The organism is Streptacidiphilus sp. EB103A (genome assembly GCF_041261405.1).
Classification (GTDB): Bacteria; Actinomycetota; Actinomycetes; order Streptomycetales; family Streptomycetaceae; genus Streptacidiphilus.
This window is the reverse complement of sequence record NZ_JBGCAQ010000007.1, coordinates 326,367-344,223: the sequence shown is the minus strand read 5'-3', so window position 1 is coordinate 344,223 and position 17,857 is coordinate 326,367. Positions and strand designations below refer to the sequence as shown.

Below are 17,857 nucleotides of genomic sequence, written 5' to 3'. Positions count from 1 at the left end.
CGCCCCACGGAACTGACGAACGACCACCGGGAGCGAACACGCACGTCAGAGACGGCGTCGGGACGGGGGCTCGGCAGCCAAACCCACCCCGCACCCCACGCCAAACGCACCCCGCACCCCACGCCAAGCCACCCGCACCCCGCTGGCCCCGCGCCCCGTCGGCCCCGTCGGCCCCGCCGACCTCAGCCGCGACTTGAGGCCGCAGGCGGAGAGTCCCGCTTGCGCTTTTAGTGGCCGTAGTTGGGGATGCCGACGGCTGTGGCGAGGTCGAGGTCGAGGGCCTCGCGGCGGATGCGTTGGTCGATGTAGAGGAGGGTGGAGGCGCCGGCGGTGATCGGGAGGGTCAGGGCGGCTCCGATGGACCCGCCGATGGCGGCGAGCAGCAGGGAGGAGACTGCGGTGCCGTCGGAGCCGGTGCCGTTGGCGATGAGGTCGACTGCCGTGAACGGCAGTGCGATGAATCCGCTGACCAGGCCGGTGAGGAGGGAGACGAGCACGGTTACGCCGAAGACTCGCCACCAGGCGCCGCGGACCAAGCGGAAGGATCGGGCCAGGGCCGCTCGGATGCTTTGGCGTTCCAGGACCAGGGCCGGTGCGGCCAGGCCCATGGAGATGCACAGCCACAGCGCGACGACCGACCCCGGCAGCATCAGCAGCGCGCTTGCCGAGATGGCGGCGTCGGAGCTGTGGTCGGCGTTGGCGATCAGGCAAGGGGCGGCGGAGAGCGCCAGGGTGCCGAAGGTGGCGCAGGTGGTGATGAGACCGAGGCCGACGACGGACGGCAGGCGAGAGCTGACGGCGCGCCAGGCCTCGGCTGGGGAGGCGGGTTTGCCCATGACGGCTTTGCTCGCCACGGTGGCCAGGCCCGCAGCGGCGAGGGTTCCCGCGAACAGGCTGATGGCTCCGGTGGCGCCGCCGAGGGGGGCGATGTCGCCGAGGCTGACGAGGGCACGGTGGAGGTCGGCAGCGGGGTTGCCGGTGCTGGCGAGCGTCAGGTCGGCGCTGCCGGCGGGCAGCGGGAGGAGCGCGGTGACCAGGGCGACCATGAGCTGGGACAGTACGGCCACTGCTGCGGACACAGTCAGCGCAGTGCGCCAGTAGCGGGTGAGGAGCGCGATCGCGCCGCTGAGGATCTCTCCGACGCCGAGCGGGCGCAGCGGAACGATGCCGGGCTTGGGGATCCAACTCCCCGACCACTCCCAGCCGGGGATCGGCGCGGAGGACAACTGCCCCCAGGCCGGGGCGGCAGACCAGGTCGGCCCAGCGTTGGTCCCCCTCCCCGCAGCACCTTCCGTGCCGGTGCCGGTGCCGGTGCCTGTGCCGACACCCGCATCGGTGCGGGCGTACGAGCGGCGGGGCGGCTGCGTGGTGGCGCTGGGCTGCACGGGGATCGAAGGCTTGGCCGCACCCGCCGTAGCGTCTGCGACCGTCTCCTCGTCCGCCTCTGCAACCGCCTCTGCGACTCCCTCAGGGGTGACCGGGATGTCGGCCGACTTGGGAGCCGAGGGTTCCGTGGGGCGTCGGCTCGGGGTGTCGGTCATGCGTCGTTGGTCCGTCTCTGTCGTGAAGCCGTGGTGGTGTCGCCATGGAGGTTGGAGCCTGAAGCTACGGAGTAGCGCACATCGTGTCATGGTGGTGCCCTCGGGTTCCAAGGCATCCGCCGCTTCCCGGGCCTGCGCAACCCCCACAAACTCCGCGCTGCACCGCCGGGCGATCACTTTGAGCCATGCCGGTACCCCTGAAAGCCGCAACAGGGCCGTACCCTGCGGCAGATCGGGCCCGGTGTGAGATGACACTCTGTCCATATTGTCTGCAAAAGGTCATAAGTAAGGCCGGGAAACTCGAACGAGTGGCGGAAGTCTCGCCGACTGTGCCCCAGGTCACGTTTCCGTAATGAGACCATGGGAAGCATGAAGGGACGCGTCTTGATCGTCGATGACGACACTGCTCTGGCTGAGATGCTTGGCATCGTGCTGCGCGGGGAGGGTTTTGAGCCTTCTTTTGTCGCGGACGGCGACAAGGCTCTGGCTGTTTTCCGTGAGGTGAAGCCCGACCTGGTGCTCCTCGACCTGATGTTGCCCGGCCGGGACGGAATCGACGTCTGTCGTCAGATCCGTGCCGAGTCGGGTGTGCCAATCGTCATGCTCACCGCCAAGACCGACACCGTGGACGTGGTGGTCGGGCTTGAGTCCGGTGCGGATGACTACATGACCAAGCCCTTCAAGCCCAAGGAGCTGGTGGCCCGGGTGCGGGCCCGGCTGCGTCGGGCCGAGGAGCCGAGCCCGGAGCAGCTGGCGATCGGCGATCTGACGATCGACGTGGCCGGGCACTCCGTGAAGCGGGACGGTCGGAGCATTCCGCTCACGCCGCTGGAGTTCGACCTGCTGGTGGCGCTGGCCCGCAAGCCGTGGCAGGTGTTCACCCGCGAGGTGCTGCTGGAGCAGGTGTGGGGCTACCGCCACGCCGCCGACACCCGGCTGGTCAACGTCCATGTGCAGCGGTTGCGCTCCAAGATCGAGCGGGACCCGGAACGCCCGGAGATCGTTGTGACGGTGCGCGGCGTCGGTTACAAGGCGGGACCCAGTTGAGATGAGCGGTCGGACCCCCGTCGCGCCCGGGCCGGACGGCGGGCGGTCGACTCCTCCTGAGTGGCAGGGAGCCCCTGCGCCTGATCCGGACGACGCACTGACCTCGTACCCGTCGGCCGTGCAGGCGCACCGGATAGGCATGTTCGCCGGTACCAAGGCGCTGTTCTCGCTGCTCGGTCGGCGACTGCGGCGCCCGTACCGGCGGATGTCCGCGCTCTACCAGCGTTCCATCCAGGTGCGGGTGGTCGCGATTACCCTGGTGCTGTCGCTCGGCGCGGTCCTGATGCTCGGGCTCGTGGTGATGAAGACGGTCCGGAACGGCCTGCTCAATGCCAAGGACCAGGCTGCGGTCACCCAGGCGGAGGCCGGGTTCACGGCTGCCCTGAAGAACCAGACCGCCCAGTGCTCCAGTGCGTCGCAGTCCCCGAGCTCCACGGTGAGTGGAACCGGTCAGACCGGATGCACCGGTGCCGACGGCGGACTCGACATGGGGACCCTGCTCTCGCGGCAGGTCAGCTCTCTCGCCATCAGCGGGGCCGGCCAGTACATGGTGGTCGGGATGGTGCCCGACTCGGGCCAGACCGCCCAGGCCTTCAGCTCCCAGACGCCCCGGCAATGGGGTGGGGTGGACCCGGACCGCACCATCAGCTCGACCCTGCGGGAGAGCGTGGTCAAGAGTTCGAGCGCCTACCAGGCCGAGTACACGACGATCTACTACACCCCCGCCTCCAACAAGTCCCCCGAGTCGGGGCTGGTGGTCGGGCAGCAGCTGTCGACCCCCGGCATCAACGGCCAGCCCTACCAGCTCTACTACGTCTTCCCGTTCACCCTGGAGAGCTCGACGCTGAACCTGGTGGGAACGACACTGGCCACAGCCGGGATCTTCGTGGTGGTGCTGCTGGGCGCCATCTCCTGGCTGGTGGTCCGTCAGGTCGTCACCCCGGTGCGGATGGCCGCCGAGATCTCCGAACGTCTCGCCGACGGGCGGCTGGACGAGCGGATGAAGGTCTCCGGGACGGATGACATCGCCCGCCTCGGCGAGTCCTTCAACCGGATGGGCGCCGCGCTGCAGACGCAGATCCGGCAGTTGGAGGAGCTCTCCCGGGTCCAGCGCCGATTTGTCTCGGACGTGTCCCACGAGCTGCGTACTCCGCTCACCACCGTGCGCATGGCGGCCGACCTGCTGTACGAGTCGCGTGACGACTTCGGCGATCCGGCGGCGGAGCGTTCCGCCGAGCTGCTGCAGAACCAGTTGGACCGGTTCGAGTCACTGCTCGCGGACCTGCTGGAGATCAGCCGGTTCGACGCGGGCGCGGCGATCCTCGACGCCGAGCCCGCCGACCTGCGCGAGGTGGTCGGCCGGGTGATCGACGCCGCCGAGCCGCTGGCCAGGACCAAGGGCAGTGCCGTCGTGGTGCGCGGCGCCGACGAGCCGGTGGTCGCCGAGGTCGACCCGCGCCGGATCGAGCGGGTGCTGCGCAATCTGGTGGTGAACGCCCTGGAGCACGGTGAGGGCAATGACATCGAGGTGATCCTGGCGGCGGGCGACGGCGCTGTGGCCGTGGCCGTTCGGGACCACGGCATCGGGCTGAAGCCCGGTGAGGCGTCCCGGGTGTTCAACCGCTTCTGGCGGGCGGACCCGGCGCGGGCGCGCACCACCGGTGGCACCGGCCTGGGTCTGTCGATCGCGCTGGAGGACGCCGCACTGCACGGCGGCTGGCTGCACGCCTGGGGCGAGCCGGGAGGCGGCTCACAGTTCCGGCTGACGGTGCCGCGCAACGCGGGTGGCGAGATCCAGCGGTCGCCGATCCCGCTCGAACCGGCCGACTCCCGGGGCAACCGGGGCCTGGCCGTGCCGGGTATGCCCTACATGCGCGCCTCGCGGGTCGGCACGGCGATGTCCTCGGAGGTCCCGGAGGAGGCGCCCGGTCCGCGCGGCGGGGGGGTGCTGGGCACGGGGCTCGGTTCCGGCCTCGGCGGGGTGCTGGGATACGGTTCCGTGATCCCTGACGTTCCCGGTCGGGCGGCGCTGCCGCCCAGCAATCCCGCCGACGTCAGGGCATCGTCGGGGTACGGCATCACGGGCGCGCAGATCGTGGTGTCCAAGGAAGGGCGCGATGAGGGAACGGACGACGATGAGGCGTGACATCCGCGTCCTGGGGGTGCTCGCCTCCGCGCTGGTGCTCGCCGGTTGCGCCGCGATGCCCGACAGCGGCACCCCGCCGCGGCTGAGCACCAGCGTGAACGATGCCCAGCAGGTGGTGGTCGTCGCCGAGCCGCCGAAGGCCGGGAACTCGCCGGAGCAGCTGCTGTCGAGCTTCTTCGACGATCTGGTGTCCGACGAATCCGGATACACCACCGCCAAGGAGTTCCTGTCCCCGAACGCCAACAAGGCATGGCATCCGGAGAAGAGCGCGACCGTCGTCGACGGTCTGAAGCCGATGCTGATGCCGACGCTCAGCAGCTCCACCAAGGAAGTCATCCGGGTCACCGGCAACAAGGTCGCGGCACTCGACGCCCGGCATGCCTTCAGCCCCGTCAACAACGTTCCGTTCCAGGAGGACTACACCTTCACCAAGGGCCCCAGCGGCTGGCGGATCGATACTCTGCCCGACGGACTGGTGCTCAAGAAGGAGGACTTCCAGCGGATATACGAGTCCGTCAACGTCTACTACCCGATCGCCGGCCAGTCCGCGAACGGGCCTCAGACGCCGCTGGTGGCCGACCCGGTCTTTGTGCGCAGCCATGTCGACCCGTTGACCGAAGCCGCGAACATCCTGTTGCGCGGGCCGAGCTCCTGGCTTGCTCCGGCAGTGCAGCCCGGCTTCCCCAGCGGCACCGCTCTGGCCGACTCCGCCTCCGCTGTGCAGGTCTCCGCCGACGGCACCGCGTCCGTGCGGCTCAAGGGCCAGGTGAGCCGGGAGCCGCAGAACTGCGCGCGGATGGCCGCCCAGCTCTTCTTCACCCTGGCCCAGGTCTCGACCCAGCAGGCCAAGGAGGCGGGCCAACAGATCAGACAGCTCAGCCTCTACCAGGGCAGCGACTCGACGCCGTCCTGCAGTACCACGAGCGACAGCCCCTATGCGCCCACGCAGTCGGTGACCGAGCAGCCGATCATGTACTTCGTGGACTCGAAGGGACACCTCGCCAGTCTTGACGCCGTCCACCCCACGGGCCCGCAGCAGGTGACCGGACTGCTCGCGCCCGCCGCCGTCAAGAGCATCGGCGGCTTCGCGGTGGCCCCCGACCTCAGTGGCAGGGTCGCCGTGCTGTCGAACGACCAGAAATCCCTCTATGTCAGCACTCTGACGAGCACGACGGCCCCCACCCACCCGGTGACCACGGACGACAACGGGTTCGGGTCGCTGAGCTGGGACAGCCTCGGCACGCTGTGGACGGTCAGCGACGGCCAGGCGGGCCAGGGGATCGGCGCTGTGGACGGCGGCACGGGGAAGGTCGTCCCAGTCGCTGTGGAAGGGTTGAAGGGCCGGGTCACCGACGCCAAGGTGGCGGCGGACGGGGCCAGGATCGCGCTGGCCGTCGACAATGCCGGGAGCATCTCGGTCCAGGTCGGCCGGATCCAGCGAACCACCAGCGGCGGGACCTCGGAGCTGACCATCGCCGGTCTGCACACGATCGTCCCCGGAGACACGCTGACCAGCGTCACGTCGCTGTCCTGGAACGACGGGGACAGCATCATCGTGCTCGGCCAGCAGACCACGACCGGCAAGGCCCCGTCGGTCTGGGAGATCGACGGTTCCTCCGGTGTCATGCCCGGTCTCCAGGCGCCGTCGTACGCGGACGGGATGAACAGCGTCAGCGCGCTCCAGCAGGATCCGAGCACGCTGGGCACCGGCGTCAAGGCGCCGTATCTGCGGGATGCGAGCGGCTCCTCCGACGCCACCGAGAGAAGCAAGGTCTACCGCTGGGAGAAGGGCGTCTGGGAGGTTCTGACCAACGCGGGCAGCAGTTCCTCCCGGGGCCCCATGCCGAGCTACCCGGGCTGACCGCCCCGGGAACCCGGGGCGGGACCGTCCCTGCGGACGGTCGCGGCGACGACCGCGGCCGCCAGGACGTCCCCGCCCGCCTCGGCCAGGGCGCGGGCGCCCTCGGCCAGGGTCGCGCCGCTCGTCACCAGGTCGTCGACCAGGACGATCCGGCCGTGGCCGAGCAGACCGCGCCGGTGCGGCGGCACGCCCAGCGCCCCGCTCAGATTGCGCAGCCGTTCCGCCGCGCCGAGCTCGGACTGGTCGGCCACGGCCCGCTGCTGGCGCAGGACGGCCAGCAGCCTGGCGGGTACGCCCGCGCGCCGCAGGGCGCGGGTGGCCGCCAGGGTGAGCCTGCGGGTCGGATCGTGTCCGCGGGCTCGCACGGTCGACGGCGCCGAGGGCATCGGGACGAGCAGCAGCGGAGCGTCGCGGGCGGAGGCGCCGGTCGGTACGGCGGTGCGGACGGCACGGGCGAGCGCGCCGCCGAGGGGCTGGGCCAGTCTGAGCGCGCCGCGCTCCTTGTGCGCGAGCAGGATCTGCCGGGCGGCTCCCTCGTAGGTGGTTGCTGCATACACCTCCGGTAGTCCGGGCGGCGCGGCCTGGGGGCGCGCGGCGCGCGGACGCGCTCGGTCGAGCTCCTCCCGGCAGGCGGCGCAGAGCTGGGAGTGCTGCCGGCCGCAGCCCACGCACTGCGCCGGGACGAGCAGGTCCAGGGCGGCATCGAAAAGGCGGACGGACGCACTGGTCACGGGGATCCTCCGGGCGTCGACGCGGGGACAACAGGATGCTGCAACGGCCGGGAAGCGCAGGGATTTTTACCGTGAGTTCATCCGTACGGGGGTAGGACTGACGCGAGGGCTGTACAAGGCCCCGTACTGCCGCGATTTTGGGTGCTCAGGAGGTTCCGGCGGTTGCCGGTGCCCTCCGGTCGCCCTGAACGCACCGCATCCTCCCGGCAACGGGCGGGCGGAATCCCGGGAACCGTTGTTCCATGGGGTTTCAACCGTCCCCAGTGGGGAGGAAGGGATGTGAGGGGCGCTTCCGCCCATCCCGAGCGGGCGGTGCTGCGTACTCGATGGGCCGCGCGGACCTTGAGGGTTCGACCGGCGACAGTGCAAGGGATCGGAGTTCTGCGTGGACATCGTCGTCAAGGGTCGGAAGACCGAGGTGCCCGAGCGGTTCCGCAAGCACGTGAGCGAGAAGCTGGAGCACATCCAGAAGCTCGACGGCAAGGTGATCAGCCTGGACGTGGAGCTCTCGAAGGAGCGCAACCCCCGCCAGGCGGAGCGCTCCGAGCGCGTGGAGATCACGCTGCACAGCCGGGGACCGGTGATCCGGGCCGAGGCATGCGCCCCCGACCCGTACGCCGCGCTCGACCTGGCCTCCGCCAAGCTGGACGCCCAACTGCGCAAGGTCGCCGACCGGCGGCGGGTGCACAAGGGACCGCGCTCGCCGATGAGCGTGGCCGAGGCCACGGCGCGGCTCTCGTCCGCCCCCGACGTGGCCACCCCCGAGCAGATCGAGGCGCCCGCGACGAAGACCAGGATCGGTTCGCTGGAGATCGAGGGCGACGGTCCGCTGATCGTCCGCGAGAAGACCCACGCGGCCGTGCCGATGGCCCTCGACCAGGCGTTCTACGAGATGGAGCTGGTCGGCCACGACTTCTTCCTCTTCATGGACACCGACACCATGCAGCCGAGCGTCGTCTACCGCCGGCACGGCTACGACTACGGCGTCATCCATCTGAAGCTGGAGGGGCAGGGGTAGCCCTCCGACAGCTGTCCGGCGCTCGACGCAGGGGCGCGGCAGGGGCGCGGCACGGATTGCCGCGCCCCTGCGGCGCGCCCGGAGTCACTCGTCCGAGCCAATGCTGGCCTGCGGAATGATCGCACGGCGGCCGGAGCGTGGAATCATGGCGGCAACAGCCACCAGCCGAGGGGGAAAACCGGATGGCGGAGCGATGGGACGGGCGGCGCGGCGACGACCGGGAGCTCGACGAGCCTCGGCGTGCCGCCGAGCCGATCAGGGTCCTGGTCGTGGACGACCACGCCCTCTTTCGACGCGGCCTGGAGATCGTCCTCGCCCAGGAGGAGGACATCCAGGTGGTGGGCGAGGCGGGGGACGGCGCCGAGGCCGTGGAGAAGGCCGCCGACCTGCTGCCGGACATCATCCTCATGGATGTCAGAATGCCGCGCCGCAGCGGTATCGAGGCCTGTACCTCGATCAAGGAGGTGGCCCCCAGCACCAAGATCATCATGTTGACGATCAGCGACGAGGAGGCCGATCTCTACGAGGCGATCAAGGCAGGGGCCACCGGCTATCTGCTCAAGGAGATCTCCACCGACGAGGTCGCGACCGCGATCCGGGCGGTCGCGGACGGGCAGTCGCAGATCAGCCCCTCGATGGCGGCGAAGCTGCTGACCGAGTTCAAGTCGATGATCCAGCAACGCACCGACGACCGCAGGCTGCTGCCCGCGCCGCGGTTGACCGACCGGGAGTTGGAGGTGCTCAAGCTGGTGGCCACCGGGCTGAACAACCGCGACATCGCCAAGCAACTCTTCATCAGTGAGAACACCGTGAAGAACCATGTCCGCAACATCCTGGAGAAGCTGCAGCTGCACTCCAGGATGGAGGCGGTGGTGTATGCGATGCGGGAGAAGATCCTGGAAATAGGCTGAGCGAGCCGGTGCCGGCTACTGCAGCAGCTTCTCCAGCGGGGTGCGCAGGGCTTCGTCGTCCAGCCGCTCCACCCTGACCGCGTCGCAGCCGACCCATTCGGCGGCCTCGCGCAGTGCCTGGGCCAGTGCCGGGAGCGCCTTCGCCGAGTCCAGTGACACCTGACGGGCGATCAGAGTGCGGCCCTCGCGCGCCGGATCGACCCGGCCGACCAGCCGGCCGCCGGCCAGCAGCGGCATGGCGAAGTAGCCGTGCTGCCGCTGCTCCTTGGGGGTGTATGCCTCCAGTCGGTGGCTGAGGCCGAAGATCCGCTCGGTGCGCGCCCGGTCCCAGATCAGCGAGTCGAACGGGGAGAGCAGCGTGGTGCGGTGCCGGCCACGAGGCTCGGCCGCCAGCGCGGCCGGATCGGCCCAGGCCGGTGCTGCGGCCCCGCCCCGGCCCCAGCCCTCGACCAGAACCGGCACCAGTCCGCTGTCGGGCAGGGCGGCGGTGACCTGATCGACCTTCAGCCGGTGGTAGTCGCTGAGGTCCTTGCCGGTGGCCACCCCCAGCGCGGCACCCGACTGGCGCACCAACTGCCGTACGCAGGCGTCGTCGTCGGGTTCCGAGTCGAGCAGTTCGGCGGGGATAGCGCGCTCGGCCAGCTCGTAGACCCGCTTCCAGCTGCGGCGTTCGGTGCAGACCACGCGTCCGGTGTCCAGCAGCCACTCCACTGCGATCTTGGTCTCGGACCAGTCCCACCACTCGCCGCCCTTCCGGGCGCCGCCGAGCTCGGTCGAGGTGAGCGGTCCGTCGGCGGTCAGCCTGGCCAGCACCTCGGCGCAGGAGCGGTCCGCGTCCTCCATCCGGTGCCAGCGGTGGCCGCGGGCGAGGAAGGCCCGGCGTCGGAAGGCGAACAGCGGCCACTCCTCGACCGGCAGGATGCAGGCGGCGTGGGACCAGTACTCGAAGGAGGCGCCGCCGCTCCAGTAGGCAGCCTCGACGGCGGCGCGCCCCACCGGGCCCAGCCGGGCGTACGGGACGAGCTCGTGCGAGCGGGCCAGCACCGAGATGGTGTCCAGCTGCACCGCGCCCAGATGGCGCAGGACGCCGCGCACCCCGCCGCGCCGGTCCGGGGCGCCCAGCAGGCCCTGGGCGCGCAGGGCGATGCGGCGGGCCTGGTCCGCGCTGAGGGTGAGGGTGCCGGCGGGAGTGGTGGCTGCGGTCATGGGGCCAGCCTAGGAGGTGCCACTGACAGTGCCCCTGGAGAGTGAGCGGATCCGAACAACTGACTGGGGCTCAACTCGCAGGGGTGAGCTTTGGTCCACTCTCGCCGATTAGGGACACAGGCGTCGCGCCGGGGCTTCTAGCATATGAACGCAACGCCACGCACCGCAGTCACAGCAGCACCAGAAGTGACGGCGACAGGGGGGCTTGGCGGACGTGGACGCCGTCGCGGGGGCGACGGGCCACTGCATGTGATGTCGTTCATGCGATGGCGGGGGCCACTTCATTCCACTGAGGCGCGGGTATCGCGCCGCATCCGTACTTCGGCATGCCCATTCGGACATGGGCTGCCACTGGAGGGGAACATCATGGGTCGTAGGACCCGTTGGGCCGCCGCGTTCATCGCGGCGGGACTGCTGGCAGCCGTGGCACCGGCCGCCGCAGCACATGCGGCGACCGCCGCGCAGCGCATCGACCTCAGAGTGCTGGTCGTGGACGACGGCGGGCCGGCCACCGCCGCGATCATGAACGAGATGGACATCTCCGGGACGCCCTACACGGTGGTGAAGCTCTCGGACGCCAACCGGCCGACGATCGACGCCGCCTTCCTCAGCGGCACCGTCAACGGACAGGCGGAGGGCAAGTTCCAGGCCGTGGTGCTGCCCAACAACGCGCCCTTCGCGGCGGGCTCCGCCGAAATGGCCGCGCTGACCGGCTACGAGCAGACCTTCGGGGTCCGCCAGGTCGACGCCTACACCTACGCCCAGCCGGCGGTCGGACTCAACTACGCGGCGAATCCCGGCTACATCGGCTCGCTGGACGGCACCACCGGAACGGTCACGGCGGCCGGGCTCGCCGGGGCGTTCAAGTACCTCAAGGGAACGCTGCCGTTCGAGGACAACGACCCCAACGTGACCGAGAGCTACGGCTACCTGGCCACCCCGCTGGCCACCCAGGCGGCCGGGGCGAGCTTCACCCCGCTGGCCACCGCCCCGATCCCCGGCAGCAGTTCGGCGGGCGTCCTGGCGGGCGAGTACGACCACAGCGGTGTCTCCGAACTGGTGCTGACCTTCGCCTACAACCAATATCAGCAGCAGTACCGGCTGCTGGCCCGGGGCATCGTCGACTGGATGACCCAGGGCATCCACCTCGGCTACGACCGCAACTACTACGAGCAGCACATCGACGACGTCTTCCTGCCGGACGACCGCTGGAGCAGCACCGCCAAGTGCACGCCCGGCGACGCCGCCTCGGCCTGCAGCGGCACCCCGGCCGAGTCCACCATCCGGATGACCGCGGCCGATGTGACCTACGCCCAGCAGTGGGAGCAGGCGCACAACTTCACCTTCGACTTCCTCTTCAACGGCGGGGGAAGCGACGAGCAGACCGCCGCGACCGGCTCGGATCCGCTGCTGACCGCGCTGACCTCGGCCAAGTCCTCGTTCCGCTGGGTGAACCACACCTACGACCACCCCTTCCTGGGCTGCGTCCAGAACACCGCCACGGTGCCCTGGTCCTGCACCACCAACGCCGACGGCAGCACCGCCTGGGTGAGTAGGGCGACCATCCAGACGGCGATCACCCAGAACCAGCAGTGGGCCGCCAACCACGGTTTCAGCACGGACAACACCGAACTGGTCACGGGTGAGCACTCGGGTCTGGCGACCCTGCCGCAGCAGCCGGTGGACAACCCCAACCTGGCGCCCGCGCTGGCCGCCGCCGGGGTCAAGTGGACCGGCAGCGACCACTCCCGCGAGGCGAACCAGCGCGCGGTCGGGTCGGCGCTGACGGTGCCGCGCTACCCGATGAACGTGTACTACAACGCCGGTCACACCAATGACGAGGTGAACGAGTACAACTGGCTGTACACCAGCACCGCCCAGGGCGGCAGCGGCCTCTGCACCGCCAACCCGGCCACCAGCACCTGCCTGCCCGCGCCGCTCGACGAGTCCACCGGGTACGGCAGCTACGTCGCGCCGCTGGAGGCGCGGATCGACCTCGGGCACATCATCGACAACAGCCCGCTGCCGACCTACGCGCACCAGTCCAACCTGGCCGAGGACCGGATCCTCTACCCGGTGCTGAACCAGATCTTCGACAGCTACGCCAACCTCTTCGCCGCCAACGCGCCGATCGTCAACCTGCGCGAGTCGGCCATCGGCGCCGAGCTCAAGCAGCGGACGGCCTGGCAGGCGGCGGTGACCGCCGGGACCGCCAGCGGCTACCGCGTCGGCAGCACGGTCACGGTCACCGCGCCCAGCGGGGTCGCCGCCCAGGTCACCGCACCCACCGGCACGGTGCAGCAGCAGTTCCTGGGTACCAGCGCCTTCGGCAGCGCCTACGCCGGGGAGCTCTCCGGCTGGGCCAGCCCGGGGCTGCTGCAGAGCGGTGTCACGCTCAAGCTGAACGCCGCCGGAACCCCCGCGGCGCCGGCCGCAGCTGCAGCCGCGGCCCCCACGCCGAGTGCGAGCCCGAGCGCGAGTGCCGGTGCCACCTCCAGCACGCCGCCCACCGGCAGCACCGCCCCGGTGGTGCCCGACGGGGTGAAGAAGGCCGTGCCGCTGACGGTCGACGGTGTCGCCAAGCTGGTCGGCGCCCTGCTCTGAGCGAGGACCGGAGCAGCTGACCGCAGCACCTGACCGGACCGCGTCCGGGGCCCGTCGACACGCCGGGCCCCGGACGCGCCGCGCCGCGAAAAATCTGGAGCAGGGGGAAACGCAGGGACATGCACGGACCAGTCGAAGTCACCCTCCTCACCGAGGGCACCTATCCCTATGTACACGGCGGGGTGAGCGTCTGGTGCGACCAGCTCGTCCAGGGCATGCCCGATGTGCGCTTCCATGTGCTGGGCATCACCGGGAGCGGCCGTGAGCCCCAGGTCTGGACGCTGCCGCCGCAGGTCGCCTCGGTCAGCTCGGTGCCGCTCTGGGGGCGCACCCCCGGCGGTTCCGCGCCGCGCGGCCGGGACCTGCGCCGCTTCCTGGCCGGGTACGAACGCTTTCTGCTGTCGCTGCTGGACCAGGACTTCGAGAAGTACTTCGCCGACGAGCTCTACGAGCTGGCCGAGTTCGCCCTGACCGGCGGCTCGCTCACGGCGGCGCTGCGGACCGAGGGCGCGCTGCGCTCGCTGCAGAAGCTCTGGCAGCGGCCCTTCCTGGCGACCCATGCCTCCAGGCCCACCGTCCAGGACGCACTGGAGGCCACCGACCTGCTGGAGCACGCGCTGCGGCCGCTGACCGTCCAGCCGCCCAGCCGGGGGGTCGCGCACGCGGTCACCGGCGGGCTCGCGGTCCTGCCCGGGCTCACCGCCCGGCGCTTCCACGGGGTACCGCTGCTGCTCTCCGAACACGGCATCTACCTGCGGGAACGCTATCTCAGCTACCGCGCGGCGCCGTACCGCTGGCCGGTCAAGGCGCTGATCCTGGGCTTCTTCCGGCTGCTGGCCACCGAGGGCTACCGCGGTGCTGACCTGATCACCCCGTGCAACCGCTACAACCGGCGCTGGGAGGAGCGCGGGGGCTGCGACCCGCAGCGCATCCGCACCGTCTACAACGGCGTCGATCCCGAACTCTTCCCCTACGCCGGGCCCGAGCCCGAGGTGCCGACGCTCAGCTGGGCCGGGCGGGTCGACCCGATCAAGGACCTGGAGACCCTGATCCGGTCCTTCGCCCTGGTCAGGGCGGAGATCCCGAACGCCCGGCTGCGCCTGTTCGGAGCGCCGCCGGCCGGCGGCGAGGCCTACCAGGAGCGCTGCCGGGCGCTCGCGGCGGAGCTCGGCGTCGAGGCCGCGGTCAGCTTCGAGGGGCGGATCGACACGGTCCGGCACGCCTACGCGGCCGGCAGCGTGGTGATGCTGTCTAGCATCTCCGAGGGCTTCCCGTTCAGCCTGATCGAGGCCATGGCCTGTGGCCGGGCCACCGTCTCCACGGACGTCGGCGGGGTGCGCGAGGCCGTCGCCGACACCGGGCTGGTGGTTCCGCCCAGGGATCCCGCGGCGATGGCCCAGGCGGCCGTCGGCCTGCTGCGGGACCACGAGCGCCGGCAGGAGCTGGGCGACGCCGCCCGGGCGCGGGTCATCGAGCAGTTCACCCTCAGCCGGACCGTGGCGACCTTCCGTACGGTCTACGAGGCGCTGCTGGACGATCCGACCAGGCTGTGGTCCCCGGTCGGCGACCCGGCACCGGTCCGCACCCGCATGGCGGCCGCCGTATGAGCGCCGTCCTGGAACTGCGGCAGGGCCTGCGGCTCAGTCCGCTGCCCACCCCGCTGCCGAAGCCGGTCGGGCCGCTGGATCCGGCGGCGGAGGCGGCACTGCGCTTCGGGAGCGTGGCCGCGGCCGCCGTGCACCCCTTCGAAGTGGCTGCCGCCATCGAGGCCGAAGGGGTGACCGACCGTCAGGTCCAGCGCCGCTACGGCAGATCGGACGCCTTCGAGCTCGCCGAGGAGCTGTACGCCGAGACCCCGCGCAGCTACCCCGAGCCGGAGGCGGCCTCGTCGCCCTGGCATGCCCCGCTGTCCACCAGCGTGCTGCGCGGCTTCCTCTACGCCCTCCCCGGTCTGGCCTTCCCGCTCGGCGCGCCGATGCTCTCGGGCCCGCCGGACGCCGGCGGACTGCCGCACGGCACCTTCGCCCTGGCCCTGTCCGTCGTCCTCAACTGGGCCTGGAACCAGGCGCTCGCGCACCGCACCCACGCCCGGCTCGGCCGGGGCCAGCGCCGCTCCGGGGGCCGCTGCCTGCTGCGCGGGGCCTTCGTCGGGGCCGGGCTCGGCCTGCTCGGCGCCCTGATCGGCGTGCTGGTGGGCGGACACCGCAGCGGCGGCGTGCTGCTCTTCTGCGGCGGCCAGGCGCTCTACCTCGGCGGCTCCTGCGTCCTGCTGGTGCTGGGCCGGGAGTTGCTGCTGCTCCGCGCGCTGGCCCCGGCGACGCTGGGCGGGGCAGCGGCGCTGCTGGGGCTGATCCGTCCTTCTCCGCTGACGGCGCTGCTGCTCGTCTGGACCGTGCTGCTGACGGTGCGGCTGGCCCGGCGCGAACTGCGCGGCTGCCTGGCCGAGGTGGACGGTGACAGTGCGATCGAGCCGCTGCCACCGCTTCGGGCCTCGGTGCCGCACGGACTGTTCGGCATGGCGATGTCGCTGCTCACCCTGGGGATCGCGCTGCGCGGCGGCCGCCTCGACCTGGGGCCGACGGTGGCGCTCACCATCAGCATGGGCCCGGCCGAGTGGCTGCTGTACGGGTACCGGGACCGGATCCACGGCGCCCTGCGGGCCGCCCACACCGCGCGGGGATTCGCCCTGCTGTCGGCCCGGTCGCTGGCCCTGGGCCTGGGCAGCTATCTGGTCCTGCTCGCGCTCCTGGGCAGCGCGGTCGGGACGGCCCTGGCCGGCGGCCTGTTCGGACAGCAGTTGCCGGGGCTGCTCGCCCTGGGAGCGACCGTCTGGACGGCCCTGCTGCTCCAGGCGTTCGGGCTGGCCTGGGCCGCGACCGGGATCTGCTTCCCGGCCGCGGCCGCGACGGTGGCCGGGGTGGCCGAGCCGGCGGTGGGATCGACGGCAGCCGCCCTGCTGCTGGCCGTCGCCTGCTGGTCACTTGGTCGTGTCACGGTGCACAGGTGACACTGGTGGACATTCAGGACCGAGGACCGAGGACCGAGGAGCGTGGAAGTGACGACCCGTGGACCGGGAGAACGGTGCCTGCTGGTGCCGTTGTACGTCCACCCGGGGGCGGACCCGGCCGCCTGGGAGGCGACGGCGGCGAACGGGGCGACCGTGGCCTGGGTGGTGTTCAATCCGGCGAGCGGTCCCGGCGGTGCGCCTCAATCCGAGTTCGTCGAGGCGGCCGCGGTGCTGAGGGCGGCGGGGGTACCGCTGCTCGGCTATGTGGACACCGACTACGGCAGGCGGGGCCACCACGAGGTCGTCGCCGACATCGAGCGCTACCAGGAGTGGTACCGGGTCGAGGGCGTGTTCCTGGACCAGGCCGCCACCGCGCCCGACCTACTGGCCCACTACCGGCGGCTGGCCGTGGCCGCGCGTTCGCTGGAGGCACGGCAGGTGGTGCTCAACCCGGGGACGCACCCCGACCCGGGCTATGCGGAGCTCGCTGACGTGGTCGTCACCTTCGAGGGCGGCGCCGACAGCCACCGCAGCTTGCTGGTGCCGGGCTGGACCTCGGACTTCCCGCAGCAGCGCTTCGCCCACCTGGTGCACGGGGCCTCGCTGGAGGACTGCGCGGGGATCCGGGAGACAGCGCGTCGCCACCGGGCCGGATACTGCTACGCCACTCCGGGCAGCGGCGACAACCCCTGGTCCGTGGTCATGCCGGAGCTGCTGCTGACCGGCGTTCGGGGGACGCCGTGAGGTGGAGCAGGGTCGTGCCGGTCGCCGGGGCGCTGCTGCTGGCGCTGGCGGGTTGCACCTCGGGTGGCGGCTCCGGTTCCGGTGACACCGCGCCCAGTCCCAGTCCCAGTACCAGCTCCAGTACGGGCTCGGTCGCCGCCCGCTGGCAGCCGGCCCCCGGTACCAGCTGGCAGTGGCAGCTCAGCAAGGGCGTGGACACCGGCGTGGACGCGGCCGTGTACGACGTCGACGGCTTCGACGCCGGCGCCGCCGTGGTGGCCGCGCTGCATGCCAAGGGCCGCAAGGCGATCTGCTACATCAACGCCGGCGCCTACGAGGACTTCCGTCCGGACCGCTCCGCCTACCCGGCGTCGCTGCTGGGCTCCGGCAACGGCTGGCAGGGCGAGCGCTGGCTGGACATCCGCCGCCTCGACACCCTGCGGCCCATCCTCGGCAAGCGGTTCGACCTGTGCCGGAGCAAGGGCTTCGACGCGGTGGAGCCCGACAATGTCGACGGCTACCGGAACAACAGCGGCTTCCCGCTCACCGCGGCCGACCAGCTCGCCTTCAACCGCATGGTCGCCGGTCTCGCCCACGCCAGGGGACTGGCCGTCGGCCTCAAGAACGATCTCGACCAGATCCCACAGCTGGTAGGCGCCTTCGATTTTGCGGTGAACGAGCAGTGCGCCGAGTTCGGCGAGTGCGACGCGCTGACCCCGTTCGTCGCCCGGGGCAAGGCGGTGTTCGAAGCGGAGTACAACCTGCCGACCACCGCGTTCTGCCCGCAGGCGCGTCGTCTGGGCTTCAGCGCCCTGCGCAAGCACCTCGACCTGGACGCCTGGCGGCAGACCTGCTGAGCCCGGACAGGCATCGGTCTTGGCCGCCTCAGTAATTTTTCATGTCCGTTTTGTTCACTGTTGGCAGGAGTGGCCGACCCACTCGGGAGGGTGACACCCAGCCGGTCTGCTGACGGACCTCCCGACCCGATCGTTTCCTCGCATACGATGGCCACGCGGTGGTGCGTCTCCATCGCCGGTGCGCAGAACGCAAGTGCACAGACCG

13 protein-coding genes are annotated in these 17,857 nt (G+C 71.1%); 10 read left to right on the top strand and 3 right to left on the bottom strand.

From position 1 onward, the window contains the following. Positions 1-227: 227 nt before the first annotated feature. Positions 228-1,541: a hypothetical protein gene (locus tag ABH941_RS14430; protein ID WP_370129482.1), complete on the bottom strand. Its 1,314-nt coding sequence runs from the start codon at positions 1,539-1,541 to the stop codon at positions 228-230. A 369-nt stretch (positions 1,542-1,910) separates the two neighbouring features. On the opposite strand from ABH941_RS14430, the gene mtrA reads away from it, so the two are divergent. The 3 genes from mtrA (at position 1,911) to ABH941_RS14415 (ending at position 6,595) form a co-directional block, all read left to right on the top strand. Beyond that, positions 1,911-2,588: an MtrAB system response regulator MtrA gene (gene mtrA / locus ABH941_RS14425; RefSeq protein WP_030260697.1), complete on the top strand. Its 678-nt coding sequence runs from the start codon at positions 1,911-1,913 to the stop codon at positions 2,586-2,588. Positions 2,589-2,727: 139 nt separating this feature from the next. Continuing rightward, positions 2,728-4,734: an MtrAB system histidine kinase MtrB gene (mtrB, locus tag ABH941_RS14420; RefSeq protein ID WP_370129481.1), complete on the top strand. Its 2,007-nt coding sequence runs from the start codon at positions 2,728-2,730 to the stop codon at positions 4,732-4,734. Next, entirely contained in the window at positions 4,724-6,595 is a 1,872-nt protein-coding gene (locus ABH941_RS14415; RefSeq protein WP_370129479.1) for a hypothetical protein, read from the top strand. The genes mtrB and ABH941_RS14415 overlap by 11 nt, the downstream gene beginning before the upstream one ends. Here ABH941_RS14415 and ABH941_RS14410 read toward each other — a convergent pair. Further along, entirely contained in the window at positions 6,583-7,326 is a 744-nt protein-coding gene (locus ABH941_RS14410) for a ComF family protein (RefSeq protein ID WP_370129478.1), read from the bottom strand. The two genes, ABH941_RS14415 and ABH941_RS14410, sit on opposite strands and share 13 nt — an antisense overlap. A 385-nt stretch (positions 7,327-7,711) precedes the next feature. Between ABH941_RS14410 and hpf the strand changes: the two genes are divergently transcribed. After that, positions 7,712-8,344, top strand: coding sequence for a ribosome hibernation-promoting factor, HPF/YfiA family (gene hpf, locus ABH941_RS14405; protein WP_370129477.1), 633 nt, complete (start codon positions 7,712-7,714; stop codon positions 8,342-8,344). Between the two features lie 182 nt (positions 8,345-8,526). Next, on the top strand, positions 8,527-9,255 hold the full coding sequence (locus ABH941_RS14400) for a response regulator transcription factor (protein WP_134004361.1): 729 nt from the start codon (positions 8,527-8,529) through the stop codon (positions 9,253-9,255). A 15-nt stretch (positions 9,256-9,270) separates the two neighbouring features. Here the strand turns inward: ABH941_RS14400 and ABH941_RS14395 are convergent, their stop codons facing one another. Next, on the bottom strand, positions 9,271-10,461 hold the full coding sequence (locus ABH941_RS14395; protein ID WP_370129476.1) for a winged helix-turn-helix domain-containing protein: 1,191 nt from the start codon (positions 10,459-10,461) through the stop codon (positions 9,271-9,273). A gap of 366 nt (positions 10,462-10,827) precedes the next feature. Here ABH941_RS14395 and ABH941_RS14390 point away from each other — a divergent pair, with 366 nt between their 5' ends. The 5 genes from ABH941_RS14390 (at position 10,828) to ABH941_RS14370 (ending at position 17,652) form a co-directional block, all read left to right on the top strand. Next, positions 10,828-13,065: a hypothetical protein gene (locus ABH941_RS14390; protein ID WP_370129475.1), complete on the top strand. Its 2,238-nt coding sequence runs from the start codon at positions 10,828-10,830 to the stop codon at positions 13,063-13,065. A gap of 119 nt (positions 13,066-13,184) precedes the next feature. Further along, positions 13,185-14,672 carry a GT4 family glycosyltransferase PelF gene (gene pelF / locus ABH941_RS14385; RefSeq protein WP_370129474.1) on the top strand — a complete coding sequence of 496 codons (1,488 nt, stop codon included), beginning with the start codon at positions 13,185-13,187 and terminating at the stop codon, positions 14,670-14,672. Continuing rightward, a complete protein-coding gene (locus ABH941_RS14380) occupies positions 14,669-16,072 on the top strand; it encodes a hypothetical protein (RefSeq protein ID WP_370129473.1) in 1,404 nt (467 codons plus the stop codon). The genes pelF and ABH941_RS14380 overlap by 4 nt, the downstream gene beginning before the upstream one ends. A gap of 48 nt (positions 16,073-16,120) precedes the next feature. Next, positions 16,121-16,816 carry a spherulation-specific family 4 protein gene (locus ABH941_RS14375; protein WP_370129472.1) on the top strand — a complete coding sequence of 232 codons (696 nt, stop codon included), beginning with the start codon at positions 16,121-16,123 and terminating at the stop codon, positions 16,814-16,816. Between the two features lie 14 nt (positions 16,817-16,830). Further along, positions 16,831-17,652 (top strand): endo alpha-1,4 polygalactosaminidase, encoded by an 822-nt coding sequence (locus tag ABH941_RS14370; protein ID WP_370129471.1) that lies wholly within the window; start codon positions 16,831-16,833, stop codon positions 17,650-17,652. Positions 17,653-17,857: the final 205 nt, after the last annotated feature.